Here is a 22,982-nt window from a genome sequence, read left to right on the forward strand (position 1 = left end):
GGCCGGGCCCCGCTTGTCCGGCGTTGTCCCCCGCACTCGGTCCGCGCTGCAGCGCGTACCTAGTGCGGCGAACATCGCGTTACAGGACAGCCGGCCGACCCGCGTTCGGCCCAGCGACCGACTCAGGCGCGGTCGTGCAGGGTCACCTGGTAGCCGTCGGGGTCGGCGAAGGTGAAGGTCCGGCCGAAGGGACCGTCGATCGGCGTCGAGACGATCGGGTGAGCGTCCGCCACGAGGGCGTCGTGGATGGCCTGGACGTCGGTGGCGTGCAGCCAGATCGCGACGCCGAGGCCGGGCTGGACGACGGAGTCGAGATCGGTCCCGGGTACGACGGTGCGGAGCGCGAAGGCGATCGGCTTCGTCTCGAACACGACGGCGTGCGGCGGGCCCGCCGGGGAGCGGACCAGGCCGAGGTAGAGCTCGTAGAACGCCTGCGAGGCGTCGAGGTCGCGCACCTGGAGCGAGATGAAGTCGGGGCCGATGGCGGGCATGGTGGGTCCTCTCGGAAGGCGTGTCAGTTATCTGACACAGAAGGTATGTCAGACTACTGACATGAGTCAACCGCGCGCCGGCATCGACCTGGAGACGTCGCTGGGCTACCTGCTGAAGGAGACGTCGAGCGCGCTGCGCACCGCGATGGAGTCGGTGCTGCGCCCGCTGGGCATGACCATCACCCACTACTCCTGCCTCGAGCTGCTGGCCCAGCGGCCCGGGCTGTCCAGCTCCGAGCTGGCCCGCGGCACCTTCGTCACGCGACAGTCGATGAACGTGCTGCTCCAGGCGCTCGAGCGCGACGGGCTGGTGACCCGGCCCGAGCAGCCCGCCGCGGGCCGGGTGCTGCCGACCGAGCTCACCGCCGCGGGCCGGGCCCAGCGCGCAGCGGCGAGCGCTGCAGTCAAGGAGGTCGAGCTGCGGATGACCTCCGGGCTGGACGCGGCCGAGCAGGCGCAGCTGGGTCAGCTGCTGTCCCGGTGCGGCGCGGCCCTGCGCGAGCCGGGGCCGGAGTCGCCGCAGCCGTGACGCACGGAGGGCCCCGCGCGGTGCGCGGGGCCCTCCGGGTCGATGCTCAGCCTGCGGTCAGCGGACCACCTTCACGAGGCGCTGGGCCGCGGTGGACGGGGTGGTGCTGGCCGAGCCCAGGTAGGCGGCCCCGATCCGGTGCTTGCCGACCTTGCGGATCTTGACCGTCACGACCGCCCGGCCGCCGCGCAGGACGACCCGCTTGACGATCTTGCCGTCGACGCGGACCGCCACCGTGCCCGTGGCCCGCGGGTTCGACGCCACGACCACGGTCACCTTGACCGGCTTGCCCTTCTTCACCTTGGCCTTGTTCACGCTGACCGTGGTCCGCGAGGCCACCCTGACCACCGGCGCGGTCGCCGCCGACGTGCTGACGCCGGGCGCCTTCCCGGCCTTCGACGCGGTCACCCGCACCGAGAGCCGCTTGCCGATGTCGGCGGCGCCGACCCGGTACGACGCCGCGCGGGCACCGCTGATCGCGGCCCCGTTGCGCAGCCACTGGTAGCCGAACGACAGCCCCTTGGTGTTCCACGACCCGGCGCTCGCCCGCAGCGTCGAGCCGAGCTTCGCGACCCCCGCGACCTGCGGCGCCACGATCGCGGCGACCGTGTCGACGTCGGCCAGGCTCACCGTCTCGGTGCGCAGCGCCTCGGGGTTGCCGGCCACGTCGGTCGAGGCGAACTCGACCACGTGCTCGCCGTACCCGCTGACCACGACCGGCTGCTCGCCGAGCGTCGTCCAGGCCCCGCCGTCGACCCGGTACGTCGTCGCCGCGACCCCGCTGGTGGCGTCGGTGGCGGCGAAGGCGAGCGTGGCCCGGTCGGACCCGTCGACGCCCGCGCCGCGGGTCGCCGTCAGCGTCGTCACCGGCGCCACGGTGTCGATCCAGACCGGCAGGGTGCCGGTCGAGACGTTGTCGTCGGCGTCGGTCGCCCGGTACGACAGGTCGCGCTTGCCGTCACCGGTCACCGCGACCGGCCCGGCGTACGGCGACCAGGTCGCCCCGCTCGCGGTCTCCACGAGCGGAGCCGGGTCCCGGGTGTCCGCCGCCGCGACCGCGACGGTGACGTCCGAGCGGTACCAGCCGGCATCGCCGGCCGCGCCGGCCGCCACGACCGCCGAGACGTCCGGGCCGCGGGTGTCGGTCACGAGCGGCAGCACCCACAGGTCGGCGATCGAGGGGTCGAAGAAGCCGTCCTGGGCCCGGGTCCCGAGGCGGTACTCGTAGCGGACCCGCACCGTCCCGGTGTTGTCGAGCGCGGCCGGGTCGGTGACCGGGAAGTCGTAGACCTTGAACCCCTCGCCGCCCTCGGTGCGCGGCAGCAGGTGCTCCCGGACCAGGACGTCGTCGACGTAGACGTCGTACTTCTTGGTGTAGGGACCCGAGTAGGTCTCCACGTTGCGGAGCACGAACGGCTTGCCGGCCGGCACCTGCACCTGGGCCGAGAACCAGGAACCGGGCGTGCCCGAGTTGGCGTAGCGCCGGGTCAGGCCGGCCTCGGTGTTGACGCCGCTGCTCGGCGACTTCTGCAGGACGTGGGCGTTCTCCGACGCCGTGTCCCCGAAGTCGACGTGGTCCACCGACGCCGCCGGCGGGCGGGGCGCGGTGAGCGTGAGGTCGACGGTGCGCTCGGCCAGGGTCGCCCCCGCCCGGCGGACGGCGACGTCCACGGTGATCGGCTCGGTGCTGGCCCGGTCGAGCGGTACGACGACCGGAACCGTCACGTCCACCTGGCCACCGGCGGGCACCAGCACGTCGGACGACGGGACCGTCCGCCAGCCGGCCGGCAGGGTGAGCGCCACGTGCGCGCGGACGTCCGTCGTCCCGCTGTTGCTGACCGGCACGGTGACGACCGCGTGGTCGGCCGGGTCGGTCGCGTCGGTCGCCGCCGTGACGGTGCCGACGGCCAGGCCGGAGGTCACCGACGCCCAGCCGGGCGTCGAGGCGGTCACCGTGAACGGCTCGCCGTCCAGGGTGAGGGACAGCGCCAGGGTGGCGTCGTACCCGCCCGGGTCGGCCTGCTTCGGCACCGACACCGTGAACGGCAGCTGCACCGAGCCGCCGGCGGGGACCGACGCGGCCGAGACGGCCGCCGTCCCGAGACCGGCCACGGTGACCGTGCCCTGGAGCCCGGTGAGCGCCTTCGTCCCGGTGTTGGTCACCTCGACCGTGCCGGCGAGGTTGCCGCCGGGGACCGCCACGCCGGCGACCGGCGGGAGGGCGACGGCGACGCCGACCGAGGCGGTGTAGGCATTCACGAGCTGGCCTTCGAGCCCGGTCACCCGGGCGACCAGGTCGGCCCGGACCGGCCCGGCCAGCTCGGCCGCCGTGAGCCAGGTGCGCAGCCCGCGCACCCCGTCGAGGGCCTCGTCGAGCGCCGCGGTGACGGCGGCCCGGTCGTCGCCGAGCCCGGCGAGGAGCGCCGCGTCGACGTCGGAGCGGACCGCGTCGACCGCGGTGTCGAGCTGCTGGCGCTGCGCCGCGGAGACGTCCCCGGCCTCGGCGAGGTCGGCCACGCGGGCCTTCAGCTCGTCGAGGTCCGCGGCGATCTCGCCGACCCGCGTGTTGCGCTCGGTGACGTCGAAGTCGTAGCGGCCGGAGCCGATCGTGACGGTGACCGTGTCGCCGTCGTCGGTCACGTCGGTGACGCCGTCGACGTCGCCGAGCAGCTCACCGCCCTCGCTGACCGCCGACGGGTTCGCGGCGGGCAGCACGACCTGGGCCGTGGTGTTGACCGGGACCTGCACCTGCAGCGCGAGGTCCTCGCCCGTCAGCCTCCAGTCGGTCGAGATCGGCCCGTACGCCGAGGCGAAGTCGCCCGCGCCGTGGGTCAGGCCACCCCCGACGACCGGGGCGATGCGGGTCGACCTGTAGCCGGCCTCGACCGGCGTGATGCCGCCGATGTTCTGGTACATCCAGTCGCCGACCGCGCCGTACGCGTAGTGGTTGAAGGAGTTCATCTCGACCGGGCCGAACGAGCCGTCCGGCATGATCGAGTTCCAGCGCTCCCACATCGTGGTGGCGCCCTTCTCGATCTCGTAGCCCCAGGACGGGTAGTCCCGGTGGAGCAGCATCGTGTAGGCGAGGTCGTCGCGGCCGATGCTGCTCAGCGCCGGCAGCAGCCACGGGGTGCCGAGGAACCCGGTGGTCAGGTGGTTGTCGCTCGCCGCCAGCTTGGCCACGAACTTGGCGGCCACCTTCTCGCGCAGCGCCGGGTCGGCGACCATGCCCATCCCGAGCGCCATCGCGTAGCCGGCCTGGCTGTTGCCCTGCACGACACCGTTGGCCTGGACGAACTCGTCGACGAACGCCTCGCGGACCGAGGTCGACAGCGCGGCGTACTCAGCGGCGTCCGCGTCCTCGCCGATCGCCATCGCCATCTCCGAGAGCATCCGGGCGTCCTCGGCGTAGTACATGGTGCCGAGCACGCCGACGCCCGTCGGGTCGTCGAGGTTCAGCCAGTCCTCCCAGTGCCCGCGGTTGGAGTCGATCAGGTCGGCGCCCGCGCTGGTGCGCACGAAGCCGAGGAACTTCTCCATCGCCGCGTAGTTCTCGCGCACGATCCTGCCGTCGCCCCAGGCCTTCCAGGTCGCGTACGGCACCGTGATGCCCGCGTCGGACCAGCCGAGGCCCGAGCCGAAGTCGCCGGCGTTCGGCACCACCGGTGCGATGCCCGGGAAGTTGCCGTCCGTGTACGCCGCGTCGCGCAGGTCGGTCATCCACTTGGCGAGGAAGCCCCGGGTGTCGCGCAGGTAGCTGGCCGTCGGGGCGAACACGTTGATGTCGCCGGTCCAGCCGAGCCGCTCGTCGCGGGCAGGGGTGTCGGTCGGGACCGACAGGAAGTTGCCGCGCTGGCCCCACGAGATGTTGCTGACCAGCTGGTTCAGCATCGGGTCGGAGGTCGCCAGGTCGCCGGTCGCGGCGAGGTCCGAGCCCCAGACCACGCCGGTCACGTCGGCGAGGGCCGGGGCGGCCGTCGTCCCGGTGATCTCGACGTAGCGGAAGCCGTGCTGGGTGAACTTCGGCGTGTAGGTGGCCGTGCCGGTCGAGGCGAAGGTGTAGGTGTCGGTGACCTTCGCCGAGCGGAGGTTGGCGGTGTAGAGCGTGCCGTCGGGGTTGAGCTCCTCGCCGTACCGGATGGTGACGGTCCTCCCGGCCTGGCCCTGCAGCCTCATCCGGGCGACGCCGACCAGGTTCTGGCCGAGGTCGTAGACCTCGACGCCGGGCGCGGGGGTGGTGTGCACCCGTGCGGGGACCTCACCGGTCACGCGGACCGGCTCGTCGGGCTGCGGCACCAGGCGGGCCGTCGTGTCGGTGGCCGCGGTGACCGGGTTCCAGCCGGTGTCGTCGAAGCCGGGCTCGTCCCAGCCGGGCTGCTCGGCGCGGGCGTCGTACGACTCGCCCTCGACGTTGTCGGCGGCGACGTAGGGCCCGAAGTGGCTGGTCCAGGTGTCGTCGGTCGCGACGACCTGCGAGGTGCCGTCGGTGTAGTCGATGCGCAGCTGGGCGATCAGGCCCAGGTTGGCGCCGTAGTGACGGAAGCCGAAGGAGGCGATCTTGCCGGCCCACCAGCCGTCGCCGAGCTCCGCGCCGAACGCGTTCTCGCCGCTGCGGACCTGGGCGGTGACGTCGTAGGTCTGGTGCTGGATCCGCTTGCGGTACTCGGTCCAGCCGGGCGCGAGCAGCTGGTCGCCGACCTTCTCGCCGTTGAGCTGCAGCTCGTAGACGCCCTGGGCCGACGCGTAGACCCGCGCCGACTCCACCGTCTTGCCGGGCTGGGTCGTGAAGGACGTGCGCAGCAGCGGCTTGTTCGCGTCCTTCGAGCGGTAGAGGACGTCCTGGCGCTCGGCGACGCGCAGACCCTGCGCGGTCAGCCGGCCGCCGTCGAACGGGTTGCTCGACGAGAAGTCGGTGTCCAGCAGGACGGTGCCGTTCTTGCGGGTGACCTTGACCTTCTTGATGTCGGCCGACTCGTCGCCCTTGCCGTCGGCGAAGTCCTGACGGAAGCCGACGAAGCCCCGGGTGAACTGGGAGTCCGTGCGCTGGTCGATCTGGGTGCCGTCGAGCAGGGTGGTGATGGCGCTGCCGTCGACCGTGATCGTCAGGCGGTGCGTGCCCTCGAGGAGCTGGGCGGAGGTGATGCTGGTGATCGGCTGGTTCCCGAGCAGGGCGTAGCCGTTGTTGACCCGCTTGTGCGGGCGGAACTTCGGGACGCCGGTGCCGTCGGCCGTCGAGATCTGCCACATGTAGGCGTTGCTCGTGTTGGCGGCCCGGACGAACACGCCGATGGCCAGGTCGGCGATGTCGAAGTCGATGTCGGCGGTGTAGTCGTCCCAGGTGTCGACCTCGCCCGACGTGGACTTGCCGATCCAGTCGGCCTGCCACTCGCCCGCGGCCAGGACGCCGGTCTCGAAGGACGCCGGCTCGCTCCAGGCCGAGGCCTGGTCGGTGCCGTCCCAGGTCCGGACCTGCCACACGTAGCGGGTCTGCGAGGTCAGCGCGGGCCCGTCGTACAGGACGTCGGTCTGGCGGTCGGAGGCGACCTTGCCGGAGTCCCAGACGTCGGCGTCGCCGAGTGCGTCCTCGCTGCTCGCGACCCGGACCTGGTAGGCGCTCTGCACGACGCCGCGGGCCGTCGAGGCGGCCTGCCAGCCCAGGCTGGGGTCCTCGCCGGGGATGCCCAGCGGGTCGGTGCGGCCGTTGACCGTCAGCCCGGACAGCTGCACCACCGCCGGATCGGCGGCGACGGCGGCCGTGGCGACCGCGCCTGCGGGGGCGGTCACCGCCACGCCGAGCCCGCCGACGAGGGCGAGGGCCGCGAGCGCCGCGGTGCCGCGACGTGCGGCGGGGGTCAGAACTCGGTTCACTGCGTCAGTCCCATCGATCGAACCAGCGGCGTGACAGCGGTCACGCACTGTCGTGAACCGTTTCACAGGGGGCTGACAGACGCTAGGGATGCGTCTCAGGTTGACGGGATCCGGTCAGGCGCGGTTCAGCGGGCTGAACCGAGGAGAAGTGCTGGTCTGGCCCCCCTTCCCAAAGGGAGTGACGGCTGCCACAATCCGGCTGGAATGATGAATCGTTACAGCGAGGGCGAGATCCCGCTGCCCGACCGCCCCGACGACCTGACCCTGCGACTGCTGGCGCAGATCGCGGACGGCGCGACGACCGCCCAGGCCGCGGCCGCGTGCAACGTCTCCGAGAGCACCCTGACCCGCCGGATGCAGGCGCTGCGGCGCGCCTGGGGGCTCGACAACACGATGCAGGTCGTCGTGCACGCGGTGCGGCTCGGCCTGGTCTGAGCCGGGCGGGGCGCGCGGGCCGGCCCGGCTGTCACGCGCCGCCGAGCGCCGGGCTCAGCCGACGATGATGACGTGCAGGGTGCGGGGGCCGTGGACGCCCTCGACCCGGTCGAGCTCGATGTCGCTGGTGGCCGAGGGGCCGCTGATCCAGGTCAGCGGGCGGGCCGGGTCGAGCAGCTCGACCGCGTCGGGGACGTCGGCGACGACCTGGTCGGTGCGGACGATGCAGACGTGCCGGTCGGGCACCAGGGTGATCGCCCGGCGACCCATGCCGGCGGTGTGGTCGAGCACGATCGTGCCGGTCTCGGCGATCCCGACCCGGGCGTCGGTGACGACGACGTCGATCGCGTCGAGGTCGGCCGAGGTCAGCGTGCCGTCGTCGACGGTCGCGCCCTTCACGGCGACCGAGAGGCCGGCGGGCACGACCACCGTCGCGCCCTCCGGTACGGCGGCGCCGACCTTGCGGGCCAGCTGGGCCGGCGTGCAGCGCTCGACGATCGCGCGGTAGTCCTCGACCCGCTCGGCGAACAGGTCGACCACCTCGGCGTGCGGCCGCTCGGCCAGGCGCGGGGAGGCGACCGGCTCGCGGTCGGGCTCGACGTCGGCCAGCGCGCGTCGTACGCGGCCCAGGATCTCGTCGCGGGCGGTCGTCATCGCTTGCCTCCGTCGGTGCGCTTCCACCAGGCGCGGAATGACTCCGCGGGCGGGGCGGGCAGGTCGCGGGCGCTGGTCCACTTCGCGGCGCCGGGACCGGGGATCCGGCCGGCGGCCTTGCGACCACCCGGGAGCGTCGTACGGCCGAAGCGGGAGAGGACCCGGCCGGCCAGGCCCGAGCCGCGCTCCGCGAGCGAGAGCCGCTTGGCGTCGGAGAGGGCGTACGCCGCGCCCTTGAACGCGACCGCCTCGAGCTTCGGGACGGTGTCGTCGCGGTGACCGTCGACGACCTTCGAGCGGAGGTGGACCAGCACCTCCGGGATGTCGATGCGGACCGGGCAGGCCTCGAAGCAGGCGCCGCACAGCGAGGAGGCGTAGGGCAGCGAGTCGGTCTGGGCGTCGCCCGTGCCCTTGAGCAGCGGGTTGAGGATCGCGCCGATCGGGCCGGGGTAGACCGAGCCGTAGGCGTGCCCACCGGTGCGCTCGTAGACCGGGCAGACGTTGAGGCAGGCCGAGCAGCGGATGCAGCGCAGCGCCTGGCGGCCGACCTCGTCGGCGAGCGCATTGGTGCGGCCGTTGTCGAGGAGGACGACGTGCACCTCCTGCGGCCCGTCGCCGGGCGTGACCCCGGTCCAGGTGGAGGTGTAGGGGTTCATCCGCTCGCCGGTGGACGAGCGGGGCAGCAGCCGGAGCAGCGGGTCGAGCTCGGTCCAGCTCGGGACCACCTTCTCGATGCCGACCACGGAGACCAGCACGTCGGGCAGGGTCAGGCACATCCGGCCGTTGCCCTCGGACTCGACGACGACCAGGGTCCCGGTCTCGGCGACGGCGAAGTTGGCGCCCGAGACGGCGACCTTGGCACGCAGGAACTTCTCACGCAGGTGCTCGCGGGCGGCGCCGGCCAGCGCGGCCGGCTCGTCGGTGAGCCCCTCGGGGGCGGGCTTGCCGACCAGGCCCATCTCGCGGATGAAGATCTCGCGGATCTCGGCCCGGTTGCGGTGGATGGCCGGGACCAGGATGTGGCTGGGCAGGTCGTGGCCGAGCTGGACGATGATCTCGGCCAGGTCGGTCTCCCAGGCCGAGATGCCCTCGGCCTCGAGGGCCTCGTTGAGGCCGATCTCCTGGGTGACCATCGACTTGACCTTCACGACCTCCTCGGCCGCGTGCCTCTTCGCGATCGCCACGACGATCGCGTTGGCCTCGGCCGCGTCGCGGGCCCAGTGCACGGTCGCGCCGGCGGCGGTCAGCCGCTCCTCGAGCAGGACCAGGTTGGTCTCGAGGTCGCGCAGGGCGCGGTCCTTGACCGCGGCGCCGGCCAGGCGGAGGTCCTCCCAGCCCAGGTTCTCCTCGACCTCGGCGACCAGCTTGGAGCGCTTGGCCCGGATGACGCCGGTCGCGTGGGAGAGGTTGTGGCGCAGCTGGGTGTCGCCGAGCGCGGCCTTGGCCGCGGTCGGGAAGGCCGGCATGCCGACGAAGGTGCCGCTCATCGGGGGGCCTCCTGGGCGCGGGTCGGAGCCGCCGGGGCGGCGAGCACCGGCGCGTCCTCGGTCGAGGCCAGGATCTCGGCCAGGTGCATGACGCGGACGCCGGAGCGCTGCCGCGAGAGCACGCCGCCGATGTGCATCAGGCAGGAGTTGTCGCCCGCGACCAGCACCTCGGCGCCGGTGTCGCGGACGTGGCGGGCCTTGTCGGCTCCCATGGCGATCGAGGTGTCGGCGTTCTTGACCGCGAAGGTGCCGCCGAAGCCGCAGCACTCCTCGGCGTTCGGGAGCTCGGCGAGCCGGATCCCCCGGACCTTCTCGAGCAGCTGCCGGGGCCGGTCGCCGACCCCGAGCATCCGCAGTGAGTGGCAGGTCGGGTGGTAGGTGACCCGGTGGGGGAAGTAGGCGCCCACGTCGGTCACGCCGAGCACGTCGACCAGGAACTCGGTCAGCTCGTAGGTCCGGGGCGCCGTCTCGGCGACCGCCTTCACCAGGCCGGCGTCACCGGAGCGCTTCGCGACGATCCCGTGCTGGTGGCGGGCCGAGCCGGCGCAGGAGCCGGACGGGGTGACGATGGCGTCGTACCCGGCGAAGGCGTCGACGAAGGTGCGGACGACGGGCACCGCCTCGTCGAGGTAGCCGGTGTTGACCATCGGCTGCGCGCAGCAGGTCTGCGCGGCCGGGAACTCGACGTCGACGCCGAGCCGCCTCAGCAGCGTGACGACGGCCTTCCCGGTCTCGGGGAACATCGCGTCGTTGACGCAGGTGACCATCAGTGCGACCCGCATGCTTCTCCATCCTCTGACCTTGCTGTGGTCAGACCACAGGACAGAACGATAGGCTCGCCCCGCTCCGCCGGTCAAACGGCGGTACGACGAGGGAGGACCGCGTGACCACGACCGACGGCTGGCAGCCCGTCGCCCGGGCGCGCGCCTACGAGCTGGTCGTCGAGCGGGTCGAGGAGCAGATCCTGGCCGGCACCCTGAAGGTCGGTGACCGGCTGCCCGCGGAGCGCGACCTGGCCGCGCGGCTGCAGGTGTCGCGGGCCGCCGTACGGGAGGCGATGCGGACGCTCGAGGCGCAGGGCGTGGTCCGCTCCGGGGTCGGCTCGGGCCCGGACGCCGGGACCGTGGTCTCCGCGCTGCCGTCCGAGGCGCTGACCCGGGTGCTACGGCTGCACGTCGCGCTGGCCAACTTCGCGATGGCCGACGTGGTCGCGGCGCGGGTGATGCTGGAGCGCTCGAGCGCCGGGCTGGCCGCGGCGCACGCGTCGGCCGAGGCCCTGGCCGAGATCGCGTCCCCGCTGGAGGCGATGGCCGGCGACGCCGACCGCGAGACCTTCAACGACCTCGACACGGCCTTCCACATCGCCGTCGCCGAGGCGGGCGGCAACCGGCTGGTCGCCGACATGACGATCGCCATCCGCGAGGCCATGCGGCTGCCGATCCTGCGCGAGCTGGAGCAGCTCGGCGAGCGCTGGCCCGAGGTGCGCGCGGCACTCACCGCCGAGCACCGGGCCATCCACGCCGCCATCGCCGCCGGTGATCCCGAGCGCGCGGCCACGCTGATGGAGGGACACATCCACTCCTCGCGCCGACTGCTGGCGCCCTGAGCCGCTGAAGCACGGGGACGCCCCGCCGACCGGGGGGAATGATCGGCGGGGCGGTTCCCCGTGCAGAGGTCAACCATCTCCGAACGACACCCCGCCCGGCATCGTCCGATCGGTCAGCCTGCCGGGACCGATCGGCCACGTTCGGCCCTCCCCCTGTGGACAGCCACGCCGAGTTGTCCACAGGGGGTGCGGGTCAGGAGCGGCAGAGCGCGGCCTCCACCGTGGCGCTGACCGCCGCGATGCCCTCGAGCGTGTCGGGCAGGGCGGTGACGGCGACGACCGCCCAGCGGCCGTCGTTGGTCACCAGGTTGCGGGTCTCGAAGCCCTGGATGTCGCCGCCGTGGCCCCAGCCGCGGATGCCGCACGGGAGCCGGTGGCTGGCCAGCCCGAGGCCGTAGCGCCAGCCCGGCTCGGCGTCGAAGCCGGGCGCCCGCACGGTCCGGCGCATCTGCGCCAGCTGGGCCGGGGCGAGCAGGCGACCGTCGAGCAGCGCCTGCATGAACCGACCGAGATCGGCCGTCGTAGAGACCAGCTGGCCGGCCGCCCAGCCGAGGGACGGGTCCATCCGGGTGATGTCCTCGTACGGCGCCCCCGGCTCGTCGGCCCAGTAGCCCCGCGGATGCACGCCGCGGATCCGCTGCTCCCCCTGCCGCGGCCAGTAGGTGTCCTCGAGTCCGATGGGCCGGATGATCCGCCGGGTGATCTCCTCGCCGATCGGCCGTCCGGTCACCCGCTGGGCGAGCAGCCCGAGGACGACGTAGTTGGTGTTGCTGTACTCCCACTTCCGCCCGGGCTTGAAGTGCCGGCGCTCCCCGAGCGCGGCGTCGAGGAGGTCGTACGGCTCGAAGTACTGCCCGGCGATGGACTGCAGCGACCCGCCCTGCGCCTCGACGATGGTGTCGTAGTCGGGCAGCCCGCTCGTCTGCTGGAGCAGCTGGCGCACGGTGATCCGGCGGCCGTCGTTCCCCCTCCCCCGGACGACGCCCGGCAGGTACCGCTCGACCCGCGCGTCGAGGTCGACCTTCCCCTCCCCCACCAGCTGCAGGACGACGGTCGCGGTGAACATCTTGGTGTTGCTGGCGATCCGCACCCGCCCGTCGGCAGGGACCGGCGAGCCGTCGCGCAGGTCGCCGACGCCGGCGGTGTAGCTGCGCACCCGGCCGTCGCGGCCGCGGACCGTGGCGATCACCCCCGGGAGCCGCTGGTCGGTCACGAGCCGGTCGAGGCGGCGCTGCAGGCCGGGGTCGTGCCCCGGTCGTGGATCGGCGGCGGGAGCCGCCGGAGCTGGTGCCGCCGGAGCTGGTGCCGCCGGGGCGGGTGCCGTCGGGGCGAGGGTGGCGGCGACGAGGGCCGCGGCCAGCAGGATCTTCCGAGAAGTGGTCATGGCTCGACGCTAGGAAGCGAGCCCCCCGCGCATCGAGCGGCGAAGGATGGAGCCTGCGGGTTGCATCCTTCGGTGGAAGCCGGGTCGTCGGCGCCCCGGCTAGCGTGCTGCCATGGCGCGGAGCGGAGCGAGGGTCGCCGCGGGCGCATGGGTGCTCGCGGTGCTGCTGCTGGTCGCCCTCCCGCTGCTGGCCACGGACGAGGACGGCATCCCGTCCTTCGAGCACGCCGCCTGGTGGGCGACCCTGGGCGTGGTGACTGCGGCCTCCGCCGCCCTCGTCGTACGGCGGCGCCGGCCCGCCGCGGTCGCGCTCGCGACCGCGGCCGCCGTCCCGGCCGCTGCGGCCCTCGGCGCCGCCGGCGCGATCGGCGTGACGTCGGTGGCGTTCCTGGTCGGCCTCTACACGCTGGCCACCACGCGCCCGTGGCAGGACGGCTGGTCGGTTCTGACGGCGGCCGGCCTGCTGGTGGCCGCCGGCCAGGCCGGCGCCGCGATCGACGACGGCGTCACCCCCGGTACGGCGGTGGGCGCGGGCGCGCTGCAGGCCCTCGTCCTGACCGGCGGCACCCTGCTGGTCGCCGCGCTGGTGGTCGCCCGCCGCGAGACCCGCACCGCCCAGGACGACCGGATCCGGGCGCTGGAGCGCGAGCAGGACGCCCTGGTCCAGGCCGCCGTCGCCCGCGAGCGCACGGCGATGGCCCGCGAGCTGCACGACATCGCCGCCCACCACCTGACCGGGATCGCGGTGCTCAGCGCGGCCATCGCCACCCAGGTCGACACCGACCCGGCGGGCGCGAAGGCCGCCGTCGCGGAGGTACGACGGGAGAGCACCGCCGTCCTGCGCGACCTGCGCCGACTGGTCGGGCTGCTCCGCGAGGACGACGGGGTGGCGGCCGGCGTACGGACGGAGACGCTGGCGGGGCTGACCGGACTGGTCGAGCAGGCCCGGGTCGCGGGCCAGCAGGTCGACCTGGAGCTGCGGGCCGACCCGGACCGCGAGATGGGCACCGGAGTCGGACCGCTGGCCCAGCTGGCGACGTACCGGATGGTCCAGGAGGCCCTCGCCAACGCCGCGCGGCACGCGCCCGGGGCGCCGTGCACCGTCACGGTGGACGACCGCGACGCCGCCGCACTGGTGGTCACCGTGACCAACGGACCGGCACCGCGGCCGGCCGACCCGGGCGTCCGTGGTGGACTCGGCCTCGTGGGGATGCGCGAGCGGGCCGAGCTGACCGGCAGCACCGTCGAGGCCGGTACGACGTCCGCCGGCGGGTGGCGGGTCCGCCTGTGGACGCCGCGGGCCGAGGGGGACGCGTGATCCGGGTCGTGGTGGCCGACGACCAGCCGATGGTCCGGGCCGGCCTCACCACGCTGCTGGGTGCCGCCCCCGACATCGACGTCGTGGCGGCGGTCGAGGACGGCGCCGCGGCCGTGACCGCCGCCCGGGAGCTGCACGCCGACGTGGTCTGCACCGACATCCGGATGCCGGGGACCGACGGCATCACCGCGACCCGCGCGCTCTGCGGGCCGGGCGTCGAGGACCCGATCGCGGTGCTGGTGCTGACGACCTTCGACATCGACGAGTACCTCTTCGGCGCCCTCGAGGCCGGCGCCTCCGGGTTCCTGCTGAAGGACGCGGAGCCCGAGGAGCTGCTGGCCGCCGTACGCGCCGTGGCCGCCGGCGAGGGCACCATCGACACCTCGCTCACCCGGCGGGTGCTGCGCGAGGTCGTGACCCGGCGCGGCACCCGCCCGGTCGTCGCCGTCGGCGGCTCCGACCTGCTGACCGCGCGCGAGCTCGACATCCTGCTGCTGCTCGCCCAGGGCCTCTCGAACGACGAGATCGCCGCCGAGCTGGTCCTGGAGGTCTCGACGGTGAAGTCGCACCTGGCCCGGATGATGCCCAAGCTCGGCGTCCGCTCCCGCCTCCAGGCCGCCGTCTGGGCCTACCAGAACAAGATCGTCGACGTCCCCGACTGAGCGCCCCGGCGAGCCGGCGTGGGCGGGCTCGGGGCCGCCCGGAGAGTTTCATCGGCTAGCCGACGGAACTCACGCCGGGACGACAAAGGTTCATCGTCCAGCCGTGAGTTTCATCGGCTAGCCGATAAAACTCTCACCCCCGGTGCCGGCCGCCCGGCAGGCAGGTCAGAGGCGCAGGGTGCGCTCGGCGTACGGGACCAGGCGGACCGGGCCGAGGAGGCCGTAGGACTGGCGGGCGGCGACGCCGTACACCTCGGGGGTGACGGTGCGGAGCCGGTTGAGGAGGGTGGAGGCCACCTCGACCTCGATCACGTTGCGCCCGCGGCGCAGCCGGTCGCCGAGGTCGACGGTGGTGTCGAGGACGTCGCTGGGCGGGAGCCGGTGACCGTTGACGGTGACCCGGAAGGTGTCGTTGACCTCGCCGAGCTCCAGGACGGCGCCGTCGCCGTCGGTCCAGTCGCGGCCGAGGTCGACGACGGTGCGGTAGCGGCCGATGCCGGACACGTCCTCCAGCCCGGGCAGCTGCGACCAGGGGGCCAGCGTCGTCAGCGTCGTACGACGGACCGGCCGCACCGTCTGCGTCGCGGAGGAGCCCGGCTGCCAGTCCTCGACCGCCAGCTCCCACGACGTCGGTACGACGGCCTCGCGCACCCGGTCCACGGACGTCCGCACGACCCGCCCGGAGGCCAGCGTGGCGGTGTGGGCACCGGCGGTGGCGGCCCGGAGCACCACCCGCGACCCGTCGCGCCGCACCGGCGCGGTCGAGGCGACCACGGCCGGGGTCCGGTCGCCCCGCGAGGCGGGCGTCAGCGCCACCACGGTCGACTGGCCGGGCAGCAGGTCGACGGTGACCCGGACCCGGTCGCCGGACCGCTCGTAGGCGGCGACCGGCGTGACCGTGCCGGTCCAGGCGTCGAGCAGGTGCGGCACCGACGACCGGTCGGTCGCCGTGAGCCAGACGTCCTGGGTGACCCGGACCAGCTTGCGGTTCTCGGCGTGCTTGGCGTTGGCCAGGTAGTAGAGGTCGGTGTCGCCGACCACGCGCCGCACGTGCGCGACGGTCGAGGTCTCGTGGGAGACGGCCGGTGTGACCCCGAGGGCGGCGAACGCGGCCGGGAGCTCCGCGTCGGTGAGCACCGACCGGGTCGTCGGCAGCGCCGCGAGCGACGCCAGCAGGGAGCGCAGCGCGTCGGTCTCCCCCGGCTGCGCGAGGCCGACCGGCTCGGCCGTCGACCAGTCGCCGAGCAGGACGACCGGCAGCCCGGCCCGCCCGAGTGCCAGGACCCGACGGGCCGTCGCGACGGCCATCGTCCGCTCGGCGCCCCGGAACTGGTCCGGCCCGATCACCATCACCCGGTACGACGGCCCGTCCGGCGCGAGCACCCCGCCCCGCACGCGGGCCAGCGGCAGGTCGAGCAGCGCGGGCGTGGCGAACGAGTGCGTCCAGCCGGTCGGGATGCCGGTGTTGGTCGCCCAGGGCGCGCCGATGCCGGTGGAGGTCCAGCCCTTCTGGCGCAGGAACACGACGTCGTACGTCGGGGTGCCGGTCTGCAGCACCAGCTGCGTGCGGGCGAGGTAGCCGGCCACGTCGGGGATGTGCCGCCACTGCGGGGTGCGTGGGCCCCAGGCCTCGCCGTACCCGATGGCGCCCTTGTAGTACGGCGAGAACGCGGCGAAGCCGGGCCAGCTGACGCCGGGCGCGTCGGCGTACGCGAAGCCGTGCAGGACGCACTGGTTGACACCCGCCGCGAAGATGCTGTTGAGCGTCTGCAGCGCGCGGTCCCAGGTCGTGTTGTAGGCCGCGCCGTTGTAGCAGGCCGCCTCGCACGACAGGATCGTGTGGCCGGCCAGGTCGCGGCCGCCGGCCATCACCCGGTAGTCGTCGAGGTTCTTGAAGCCCAGCGACTCCGTCTCGGGTACGTCGAGCAGCGCGGCGTGCTCGACGGTGTCGGTCTCCAGGCCGTAGGGCTGCACCCGCAGGCCCATCCCGAGCGAGCGCGCGAAGCGCTGCAGGACCAGCAGGTGGTGGTCGCGGTAGAGGTCGCTGAGCACCTGGTTGAAGTCGTCGCGCACGCGGGTCGTGGTCACGGCGTCGAAGGCGAAGAGGTACTTCTCGTGGGCCTCGACGACCACCGGGAGGTACGGCAGCAGGTCGTAGCCGGCCCGCTTCCGGAACTCCGCCAGCATCAGCGGCGTCCAGATGGTCGCGTCGGTCTCGATCTCGAGGGAGTCCTCGAAGAGGTAGCCGCCGGCCTTCCTCAGCAGCCGCCGCATCTCGCGGTCGAGGATCCGGTCCTCCCACAGATCGACCACGGCCGCGGAGCCGGCGGCGCTGAAGTGGTCGACGACGTACGACGGCGGGTCGGTGTGCGGGCCCGCCTCCGGCTCCTGCGCGGAGCCGCGGCGCCAGTAGGACAGCAGCACCCAGGCGCCGTCACCCGGCGCGGTCCAGGCCAGCCGCCCGTCACGGACCCGGTCGGTGAGGTCGACGCGCGAGGCCGGGTCGAGGGTGGTGACCGCCTTGACGGTGCCGAGGTCGCGGAAGGCCTGCACGGCCACCAGCTCGCGCCGGGTGCTGGCGGCGGCCGGCGCGATGACCGGCTCCGGGACGACGTCGTCGTACGACGCCCCCGCGGCGAGCGTCACGACGCCGTGGGCCAGCTCGGCGCAGGCCGCGTCGTCGTCGGGCGTGACGGTCGGGACCGCGGCCGGCCAGGACGGGCCGACCGTGACGTCGATGCGCACGTCGCGCCGGGCGCCGCGGGCCAGGGCGGCCTTGACGCCGCGGACCCAGGCCGGGGTGCCCCAGCCGTGACGGGCCAGGTCCATCTCGATGCCCCGGGCGTTGAGGCTGTGGGTGACGTCGGCGATCTCCAGGACGCCGAAGCCGGCGTCCGCGACCTGGTCGACCTCGCGCTCGACCTCGCGGGGGTCGACGAGGCCGTTCGGCCACCACCAACGGAACCCGGCCGCGGTGGCGGTGCCGGGCCGGGCGAAGGACCGGAGCAGGTCCGTCGCCCGGCCGGGTCCACCGCCGTGGGCGCCCGCCGGCGCCGCCCCGGCCACGGCTGCGAGACCGAGGCCGGCGGCGGCTCCTCCGAACAGCGTCCGCCGACGAAGGGGATGAGGGGTCTGTCGGACGTCGTTCATCTGGGCTCCCGAGAGGTGGAGTGAGGGGATGGTGGAACGGTGGTGCGGAGTGGGTCAGCGGGTGATGCGGGCCTCCGCCGCGTCCCAGTCGGTGCCGGGACGGGGCTCGAAGCGGTGCAGCTCGTGCGTACGACGGACCAGGTCGCGCATGGCGCCCAGGTCCTTCAGCGGCGCCCCGAGGGTGCGGGCCTGGACCAGCACGTTGCCGAGCGCGGCCGCCTCGGACGGGCCGGCGAGGACCGGGATCCCGACCGCGTCGGCGGTGAGCTGGCAGAGCAGGTGGTTCTGCGAGCCGCCCCCGACGATGTGCACCACCGACGGCGACCGGCCGGCGAGCTCGGCCGCCGTCCGCAGGTGCTTGCGGTAGGCCAGGGCCAGGCTGTCGATGACCGTGCGGGCGATCCCGACGGGCGTCCGCGGGATCGGCTCGCCCGCCTCCTCGGCCAGCTGCTGGATCCGGGACGGCATGTCCCCGGGCGGCAGCAGCCGCGGGTCGTTGATGTCGACGACGGTCCGCAGCGCGGGTGCGTCGACCGCGCCCTCGAGGACGGCCGCGAGGCTGGCCTCGCGGATCCGCTGGTCCGACCAGGTCCGCAGGCACTCCGAGAGCACCCACAGGCCCATCACGTTCTTCAGGAACCGGACCGTGCCGTCGACGCCGCCCTCGTTGGTGAAGTCGGCGAGCCGCGCGGCCTCCGACAGCACCGGCTTCTCCAGCTCCAGGCCGACGAGCGACCAGGTGCCGGAGGAGATGTAGGCGAAGTCGTCTTCGGTGGCCGGCACCCCGACGATCGCCGACGCGGTGTCGTGCGACCCGACCGCGACCACGGGGACGCCCCCGTCGACGCCGAGCTGCTCGGCCACCTCGCCGAGGACCGGACCGATCACGTCACCGGCGTCGCGCAGCGGCGGCAGGATCGCCCACGGCACCCCGACCCGCTTGGCCAGGTCGACCGCCCACTCGCGGGTGGTCACGTCGTACAGGCCGGTGGTGGAGGCGTTGGTGCGCTCGGCGCCGACCTTCCCGGTCAGCCAGTACGCCAGCAGGTCGGGCAGCAGGAGCAGCTGCTCGGCCGACTCCAGCGCCGCGGTGCCCTGGGCCGCCGCGAGCTGGTAGATCGTGTTGAACGGCAGGTTCTGCAGGCCGGTCGTCGCGTACAGGTCGGCCGCGCCGACCTTCTCCAGCACCCGGGCGGGGACGCCGTCGGTGCGCGAGTCACGGTGGCTGTAGGGGTTGCCGAGCAGGTTGCCGTCCCGGTCGAGCAGGCCGTAGTCGACCGCCCAGGAGTCGATGCCGATGCCGTGCAGCGGACCGGTGCGGGCGACCTCACGGACGCCGTTCAGGACCTCGCGGTGGATGCCGAGGACGTCCCAGAACAACGAGCCGTTGGCGCGCACGCCGCCGTTGGGGAAGCGGTGCAGCTCCTCCAGGTGCAGTGAGCGCGGGCCCACCCGGCCCGCCATCACGCGGCCGCTGGTCGCGCCGAGGTCGACGGCCGCGACGCGGACCGGCGAGCCGGGCCGGGTGGCTCCCGTCATCGCAGGAACGCCGCAGCCACGCCCGCGTCGACGGGGACGTGCAGGCCGGTGGTGTGGGTCATGTCGGGACCGCAGAGCACGAAGACGGCGTTGGCGATGTTCTCCGGCAGCACCTCGCGCTTGAGGATGGTGCGCTGCGCGTAGAACTTGCCGAGGTCCTTCTCCTCCACGCCGTAGACCGCGGCGCGGTTGGCGCCCCAGCCGCTGGCGAAGATGCCCGAGCCCGCGACGACACCGTCCGGGTTCACGCCGTTGACCTTGACGCCGTGGGCGCCGAGCTCGGCGGCGAGCAGCCGGACCTGGTGGGCCTGGTCGGCCTTGGTCGCGGAGTAGGCGATGTTGTTCGGGCCCGCGAAGACGGAGTTCTTCGAGGAGATGTAGACGATGTCGCCGCCCATCTCCTGCTCGATGAGCACCTTGGCCGCGGCCTTTGAGACCAGGAACGAGCCCTTGGCCATCACGTTGTGCTGCAGGTCCCAGTCGGCCTCGGTGGTCTCGAGGAGCGACTTGGACAGCGACAGGCCGGCGTTGTTGACGACCAGGTCGAGACCGCCGAAGGCGAGCACGGCCGCGTCGACCATGGCCTGGACGGCGTCCTCCTTGGACACGTCGGCGGCGACGCCGACGGCGACGTCCGAGCCACCGATCTCGGCGGCGGCGGCCTGGGCCTTCGCCAGGTCCAGGTCGGCGATGACGACGCAGGCGCCCTCGGCCGCGAGCTTCTTGGCGGTGGCCTTGCCGATGCCGCCGGCGGCACCGGTGATCAGCGCGATCCGGGTGGCGAGCGGCTTGGGCTTCGGCATCCGCTGGAGCTTGGCCTCCTCGAGCGCCCAGTACTCGATGCGGAACTTCTCCGCCTCGTCGATCGGGGCGTACGTCGAGAGGCCCTCGGCGCCACGCATCACGTTGATGGCGTTGGTGTAGAACTCGCCGGCCACGCGGGCGGTCTGCTTGTCCTTGCCGAAGCTGAACATGCCGACGCCGGGGACCAGCACGATGAGCGGGTCCGCGCCGCGGATCGCCGGGGACTCCGGCGTGGCGTTTCGGTCGTAGTAGCCCTGGTAGTCCTCGCGGTAGGAGACCGCGAGCTCCTTCAGGCGGGCGATCGAGTCCTCGACCGACGCCGACGCGGGCAGGTCGAGGATGAGCGGCTTGACCTTGGTGCGCAGGAAGTGGTCCGGGCAGGACGTGCCCAGGTCACCCAGGCGGGGGTGCTCGCTGGCGGCCAGGAAGTCGAGGACGACGTCGTGGTCGGCGAAGTGGCCGACCATCGGACGGTCGACCGACGCGATGCCGCGGATGGTCGGGGCCAGGGCGGCGGCCTTGGCGCGACGCTCGGCCTCCGGCAGGGCGCCGTACCCCTCGAGGGCAGGACCGAAGGGCTCGGCCTTCGAGTGCTCGGCGATGTACGACGCCGCGGTGTCGATGATCCACAGCGAGTTGGCCTCGGCCTCCTCGGAGGTGTCGCCCCACGCGGTGATGCCGTGGCCGCCGAGGATGCAGCCGATCGCCTGCGGGTTCTTCTCCTTGATCTCGGCGATGTCGAGACCGAGCTGGAAGCCGGGGCGACGCCACGGGACCCACACGACCTTGTCGCCGAAGATCGTGGTGGTCAGCTCCTGGCCGTCCGCGGCGGTCGCGATCGCGATGCCGGAGTCGGGGTGCAGGTGGTCGACGTGCGCGGCGTCGACGAGACCGTGCATCGCGGTGTCGATCGACGGCGCCGCACCGCCCTTGCCGTGCAGGCAGTAGTCGAACGCGGCGACCATCTCGTCCTCGCGGTCGAGGCCCGGGTAGACGTCGACCAGCGCGCGCATCCGGTCCAGGCGGAGCACGGCCAGGCCGCTCTCCTTCAGGGTGCCGAGGTCGCCACCCGAGCCCTTCACCCAGAGCAGCTCGACGGGCTCACCGGTGACCGGGTCGGTCTCGGTGCCCTTCGCCGAGGTGTTGCCGCCCGCGTAGTTGGTGTTCTTGGGGTCGGCGCCGAGGCGGTTGGACCGGGCGATCAGCTCGGCCGCAGCAGGGTTGGTCATGATGCCTTTCTCGTCTTCTGGGGAAGGGGTTCGGGTGCGCGATCAGGGGCGGACCGTCAGGTCCAGGACAGCTGGGTCCCGCCGACGCGGGACTCCTCGATCTGCTGCTGGTAGCCGGACGCGGCGTACGCCTTCATCGGGCTGGCGGGCAGACCGCGCTCCTCACGCCAGGCGGCGAGGTCGGCGCGGACGTCGGTGTAGAACGCGTCGTTGAAGATCTCGTGGGCGCCGAGGACGTCGCCGGCCTCCTGCGCCGCGCTCAAGGCGTCACGGTCGACGAGCAGCGCGCGGGCCGTCATCTCCTGGACGTTGAGGACCGAGCGGATCTGGCCGGGGATCTTGTCCTCGACGTTGTGGCACTGGTCGAGCATGAAGGCCACGTCGGAGTCGGGGCCGTAGCCGCCGCCGCGGATGACCTCGAAGAGGATCCGGAACAGCTGGAACGGGTCGGCCGAGCCGACGATCAGGTCGTCGTCGGCGTAGAAGCGGCTGTTGAAGTCGAACGAGCCGAGCTTCCCGAGGCGCAGCAGCTGCATCACGATGAACTCGATGTTGGTGCCGGGCGCGTGGTGGCCGGTGTCGAGGCAGACCGTGGCCCGCTCGCCGAGCGCGCTCACCTGGGCGTACGACGTACCCCAGTCCGGGACGTCGGTGTGGTAGAACGCCGGCTCGAAGAACTTGTACTCCAGGACCAGGCGCTGCTCCTCGCCGATCCGGTCGTAGATCGCGGAGAGCGACTCGTGCAGTCGGTCCTGGCGGCCGCGCAGGTCGGCCTGGCCCGGGTAGTTGGAGCCCTCGGCCAGCCAGATCTTCAGGTCGCGCGAGCCGGTCGCGTCCATCACGTCGATGCACTCGAAGTGGTGGTCGATCGCCTTCTGGCGCACCTTCTTGTCGGTGTGCGTCAGGGCGCCGAACTTGTAGTCGTCGTCCTGGAAGGTGTTCGAGTTGACGGTGCCGAGCGCGACACCCTGCTCCGCGGCGTACGCGCGGAGGGCGGCGTAGTCGTCGGTCTTGTCCCACGGGATGTGCAGGGCGACCTTCGGCGCGAGGCCGGTGAAGCGGTTGACCGTCGCGGCGTCGGCGATCTTCTCCTCGATGGAGCGCGGGGTGCCGGGCGTGCCGAACACCTTGAACCGGGTGCCGGAGTTGCCGAACGCCCACGAGGGCAGCTCGATGGCCTGGCCCTCGAGCTGCGGGGCGATCTGGCTGAACGTCGTCATCGTGACATCACTTCTCGGTGGTCGGGGCGGCCGGGGGTGTGGCTGCCGTGGTGTTCGGGAGGAGGGCCAGCTGGTCCTCCAGGTGGAAGACCTCGCGGAGCTGGACGAAGCCCGTGTCGGGCGCCGCCCCGTCGAGGTCGACGAAGAATTCGGCCATCTCGGCCTGCCAGCGGGCGTTGACCTCGGTGGCGGCCATGCCGGCCTGCGCGGCGGCGAGGTCGGGCGTCTCGACGTAGCCGATCAACAGCCCGTCCTCGCGCAGGAAGAGGGAGTAGTTGTGCCAGCCGGTCTCGTGCAGGGCCGCGAGCATGTCGGGCCATACGGCCGCGTGCCGCTCCTGGTACTCCGCCATCCGGTCCGGCCGGACCTGGAGCTGGAAGCAGACGCGCTGCACGGTTCCTGCCTTTCAGAGGTGATCTGGGGGGTGGTGCTGGTGGTGCGGTGCCGGTACGGCGGGGTGGGGTGCCCGGCCGGCCACGGGAGAGCCATGGCCGGCCGGGCGGGTCTAGCGGGGTGGTGCGGTGGTGCATCCTGCTTCGGTGCTGATCGCGACCCTCGGTCGAGGTTTCGAGACGGGTTCCGCAGCCCCGAGCAAGCTCGGGTCTG

At 73.2% G+C, this 22,982-nt stretch carries 16 protein-coding genes; 5 read left to right on the top strand and 11 right to left on the bottom strand.

All coding sequences use genetic code 11. From position 1 onward, the window contains the following. Window positions 1–122: 122 nt before the first annotated feature. Window positions 123–491, bottom strand: coding sequence for a VOC family protein (locus V7S47_RS25110; protein WP_336564165.1), 369 nt, complete (start codon window positions 489–491; stop codon window positions 123–125). A 61-nt stretch (window positions 492–552) separates the two neighbouring features. Here V7S47_RS25110 and V7S47_RS25115 point away from each other — a divergent pair, with 61 nt between their 5' ends. Continuing rightward, window positions 553–1,020: a MarR family winged helix-turn-helix transcriptional regulator gene (locus V7S47_RS25115; protein WP_336564166.1), complete on the top strand. Its 468-nt coding sequence runs from the start codon at window positions 553–555 to the stop codon at window positions 1,018–1,020. Between the two features lie 57 nt (window positions 1,021–1,077). On the opposite strand, the gene V7S47_RS25120 is transcribed toward V7S47_RS25115, so the two are convergent. Next, entirely contained in the window at window positions 1,078–6,888 is a 5,811-nt protein-coding gene (locus V7S47_RS25120; protein ID WP_336564167.1) for a family 78 glycoside hydrolase catalytic domain, read from the bottom strand. 204 nt (window positions 6,889–7,092) lie between these two features. Here V7S47_RS25120 and V7S47_RS25125 point away from each other — a divergent pair, with 204 nt between their 5' ends. Beyond that, window positions 7,093–7,323 (top strand): LysR family transcriptional regulator, encoded by a 231-nt coding sequence (locus V7S47_RS25125; protein ID WP_336564168.1) that lies wholly within the window; start codon window positions 7,093–7,095, stop codon window positions 7,321–7,323. 54 nt (window positions 7,324–7,377) lie between these two features. Here V7S47_RS25125 and V7S47_RS25130 read toward each other — a convergent pair whose 3' ends face one another. Genes V7S47_RS25130 through V7S47_RS25140 form a run of 3 tightly spaced genes read right to left on the bottom strand, consistent with a single transcriptional unit; the run spans window position 7,378 to window position 10,246 of the window. Next, window positions 7,378–7,977: a LutC/YkgG family protein gene (locus tag V7S47_RS25130; RefSeq protein ID WP_336564169.1), complete on the bottom strand. Its 600-nt coding sequence runs from the start codon at window positions 7,975–7,977 to the stop codon at window positions 7,378–7,380. Continuing rightward, window positions 7,974–9,464: a lactate utilization protein B gene (locus V7S47_RS25135; protein WP_336564170.1), complete on the bottom strand. Its 1,491-nt coding sequence runs from the start codon at window positions 9,462–9,464 to the stop codon at window positions 7,974–7,976. Before V7S47_RS25135 ends, V7S47_RS25130 begins: the two co-directional genes overlap by 4 nt. After that, a complete protein-coding gene (locus V7S47_RS25140; RefSeq protein WP_336564172.1) occupies window positions 9,461–10,246 on the bottom strand; it encodes a (Fe-S)-binding protein in 786 nt (261 codons plus the stop codon). Before V7S47_RS25140 ends, V7S47_RS25135 begins: the two co-directional genes overlap by 4 nt. 101 nt (window positions 10,247–10,347) lie before the next feature. Between V7S47_RS25140 and V7S47_RS25145 the strand changes: the two genes are divergently transcribed. After that, entirely contained in the window at window positions 10,348–11,070 is a 723-nt protein-coding gene (locus V7S47_RS25145; RefSeq protein WP_090854430.1) for a FadR/GntR family transcriptional regulator, read from the top strand. Window positions 11,071–11,263: 193 nt separating this feature from the next. On the opposite strand, the gene V7S47_RS25150 is transcribed toward V7S47_RS25145, so the two are convergent. Then, window positions 11,264–12,454 carry a serine hydrolase domain-containing protein gene (locus V7S47_RS25150; RefSeq protein ID WP_336564173.1) on the bottom strand — a complete coding sequence of 397 codons (1,191 nt, stop codon included), beginning with the start codon at window positions 12,452–12,454 and terminating at the stop codon, window positions 11,264–11,266. A 112-nt stretch (window positions 12,455–12,566) separates the two neighbouring features. Here V7S47_RS25150 and V7S47_RS25155 point away from each other — a divergent pair, with 112 nt between their 5' ends. Then, a complete protein-coding gene (locus V7S47_RS25155) occupies window positions 12,567–13,772 on the top strand; it encodes a sensor histidine kinase (protein WP_336564174.1) in 1,206 nt (401 codons plus the stop codon). After that, window positions 13,769–14,434 carry a response regulator gene (locus V7S47_RS25160; RefSeq protein ID WP_090854573.1) on the top strand — a complete coding sequence of 222 codons (666 nt, stop codon included), beginning with the start codon at window positions 13,769–13,771 and terminating at the stop codon, window positions 14,432–14,434. Before V7S47_RS25155 ends, V7S47_RS25160 begins: the two co-directional genes overlap by 4 nt. A gap of 165 nt (window positions 14,435–14,599) precedes the next feature. Here V7S47_RS25160 and V7S47_RS25165 read toward each other — a convergent pair whose 3' ends face one another. From V7S47_RS25165 to V7S47_RS25185, 5 genes are read right to left on the bottom strand one after another with little or no spacing between them, the layout of a single operon-like run. Further along, the gene (locus V7S47_RS25165) at window positions 14,600–17,584 is read right to left on the bottom strand and encodes a glycosyl hydrolase (RefSeq protein ID WP_336564175.1); all 2,985 of its coding nucleotides are present in this window, start codon (window positions 17,582–17,584) and stop codon (window positions 14,600–14,602) included. 54 nt (window positions 17,585–17,638) lie between these two features. Next, entirely contained in the window at window positions 17,639–19,123 is a 1,485-nt protein-coding gene (locus tag V7S47_RS25170; protein WP_336564176.1) for a rhamnulokinase, read from the bottom strand. Next, the gene (locus V7S47_RS25175) at window positions 19,120–21,156 is read right to left on the bottom strand and encodes a bifunctional aldolase/short-chain dehydrogenase (RefSeq protein ID WP_336564177.1); all 2,037 of its coding nucleotides are present in this window, start codon (window positions 21,154–21,156) and stop codon (window positions 19,120–19,122) included. The genes V7S47_RS25170 and V7S47_RS25175 overlap by 4 nt, the downstream gene beginning before the upstream one ends. Window positions 21,157–21,212: 56 nt before the next feature. Continuing rightward, window positions 21,213–22,376 carry an L-rhamnose isomerase gene (rhaI, locus tag V7S47_RS25180; RefSeq protein ID WP_336564178.1) on the bottom strand — a complete coding sequence of 388 codons (1,164 nt, stop codon included), beginning with the start codon at window positions 22,374–22,376 and terminating at the stop codon, window positions 21,213–21,215. 7 nt (window positions 22,377–22,383) lie between these two features. Then, window positions 22,384–22,770, bottom strand: coding sequence for an L-rhamnose mutarotase (locus V7S47_RS25185; protein WP_090854453.1), 387 nt, complete (start codon window positions 22,768–22,770; stop codon window positions 22,384–22,386). Window positions 22,771–22,982: the final 212 nt, after the last annotated feature.

This window comes from Nocardioides sp. CCNWLW216 (genome assembly GCF_037120545.1).
In the GTDB taxonomy this organism is placed as follows: Bacteria; Actinomycetota; Actinomycetes; order Propionibacteriales; family Nocardioidaceae; genus Nocardioides; species Nocardioides lianchengensis.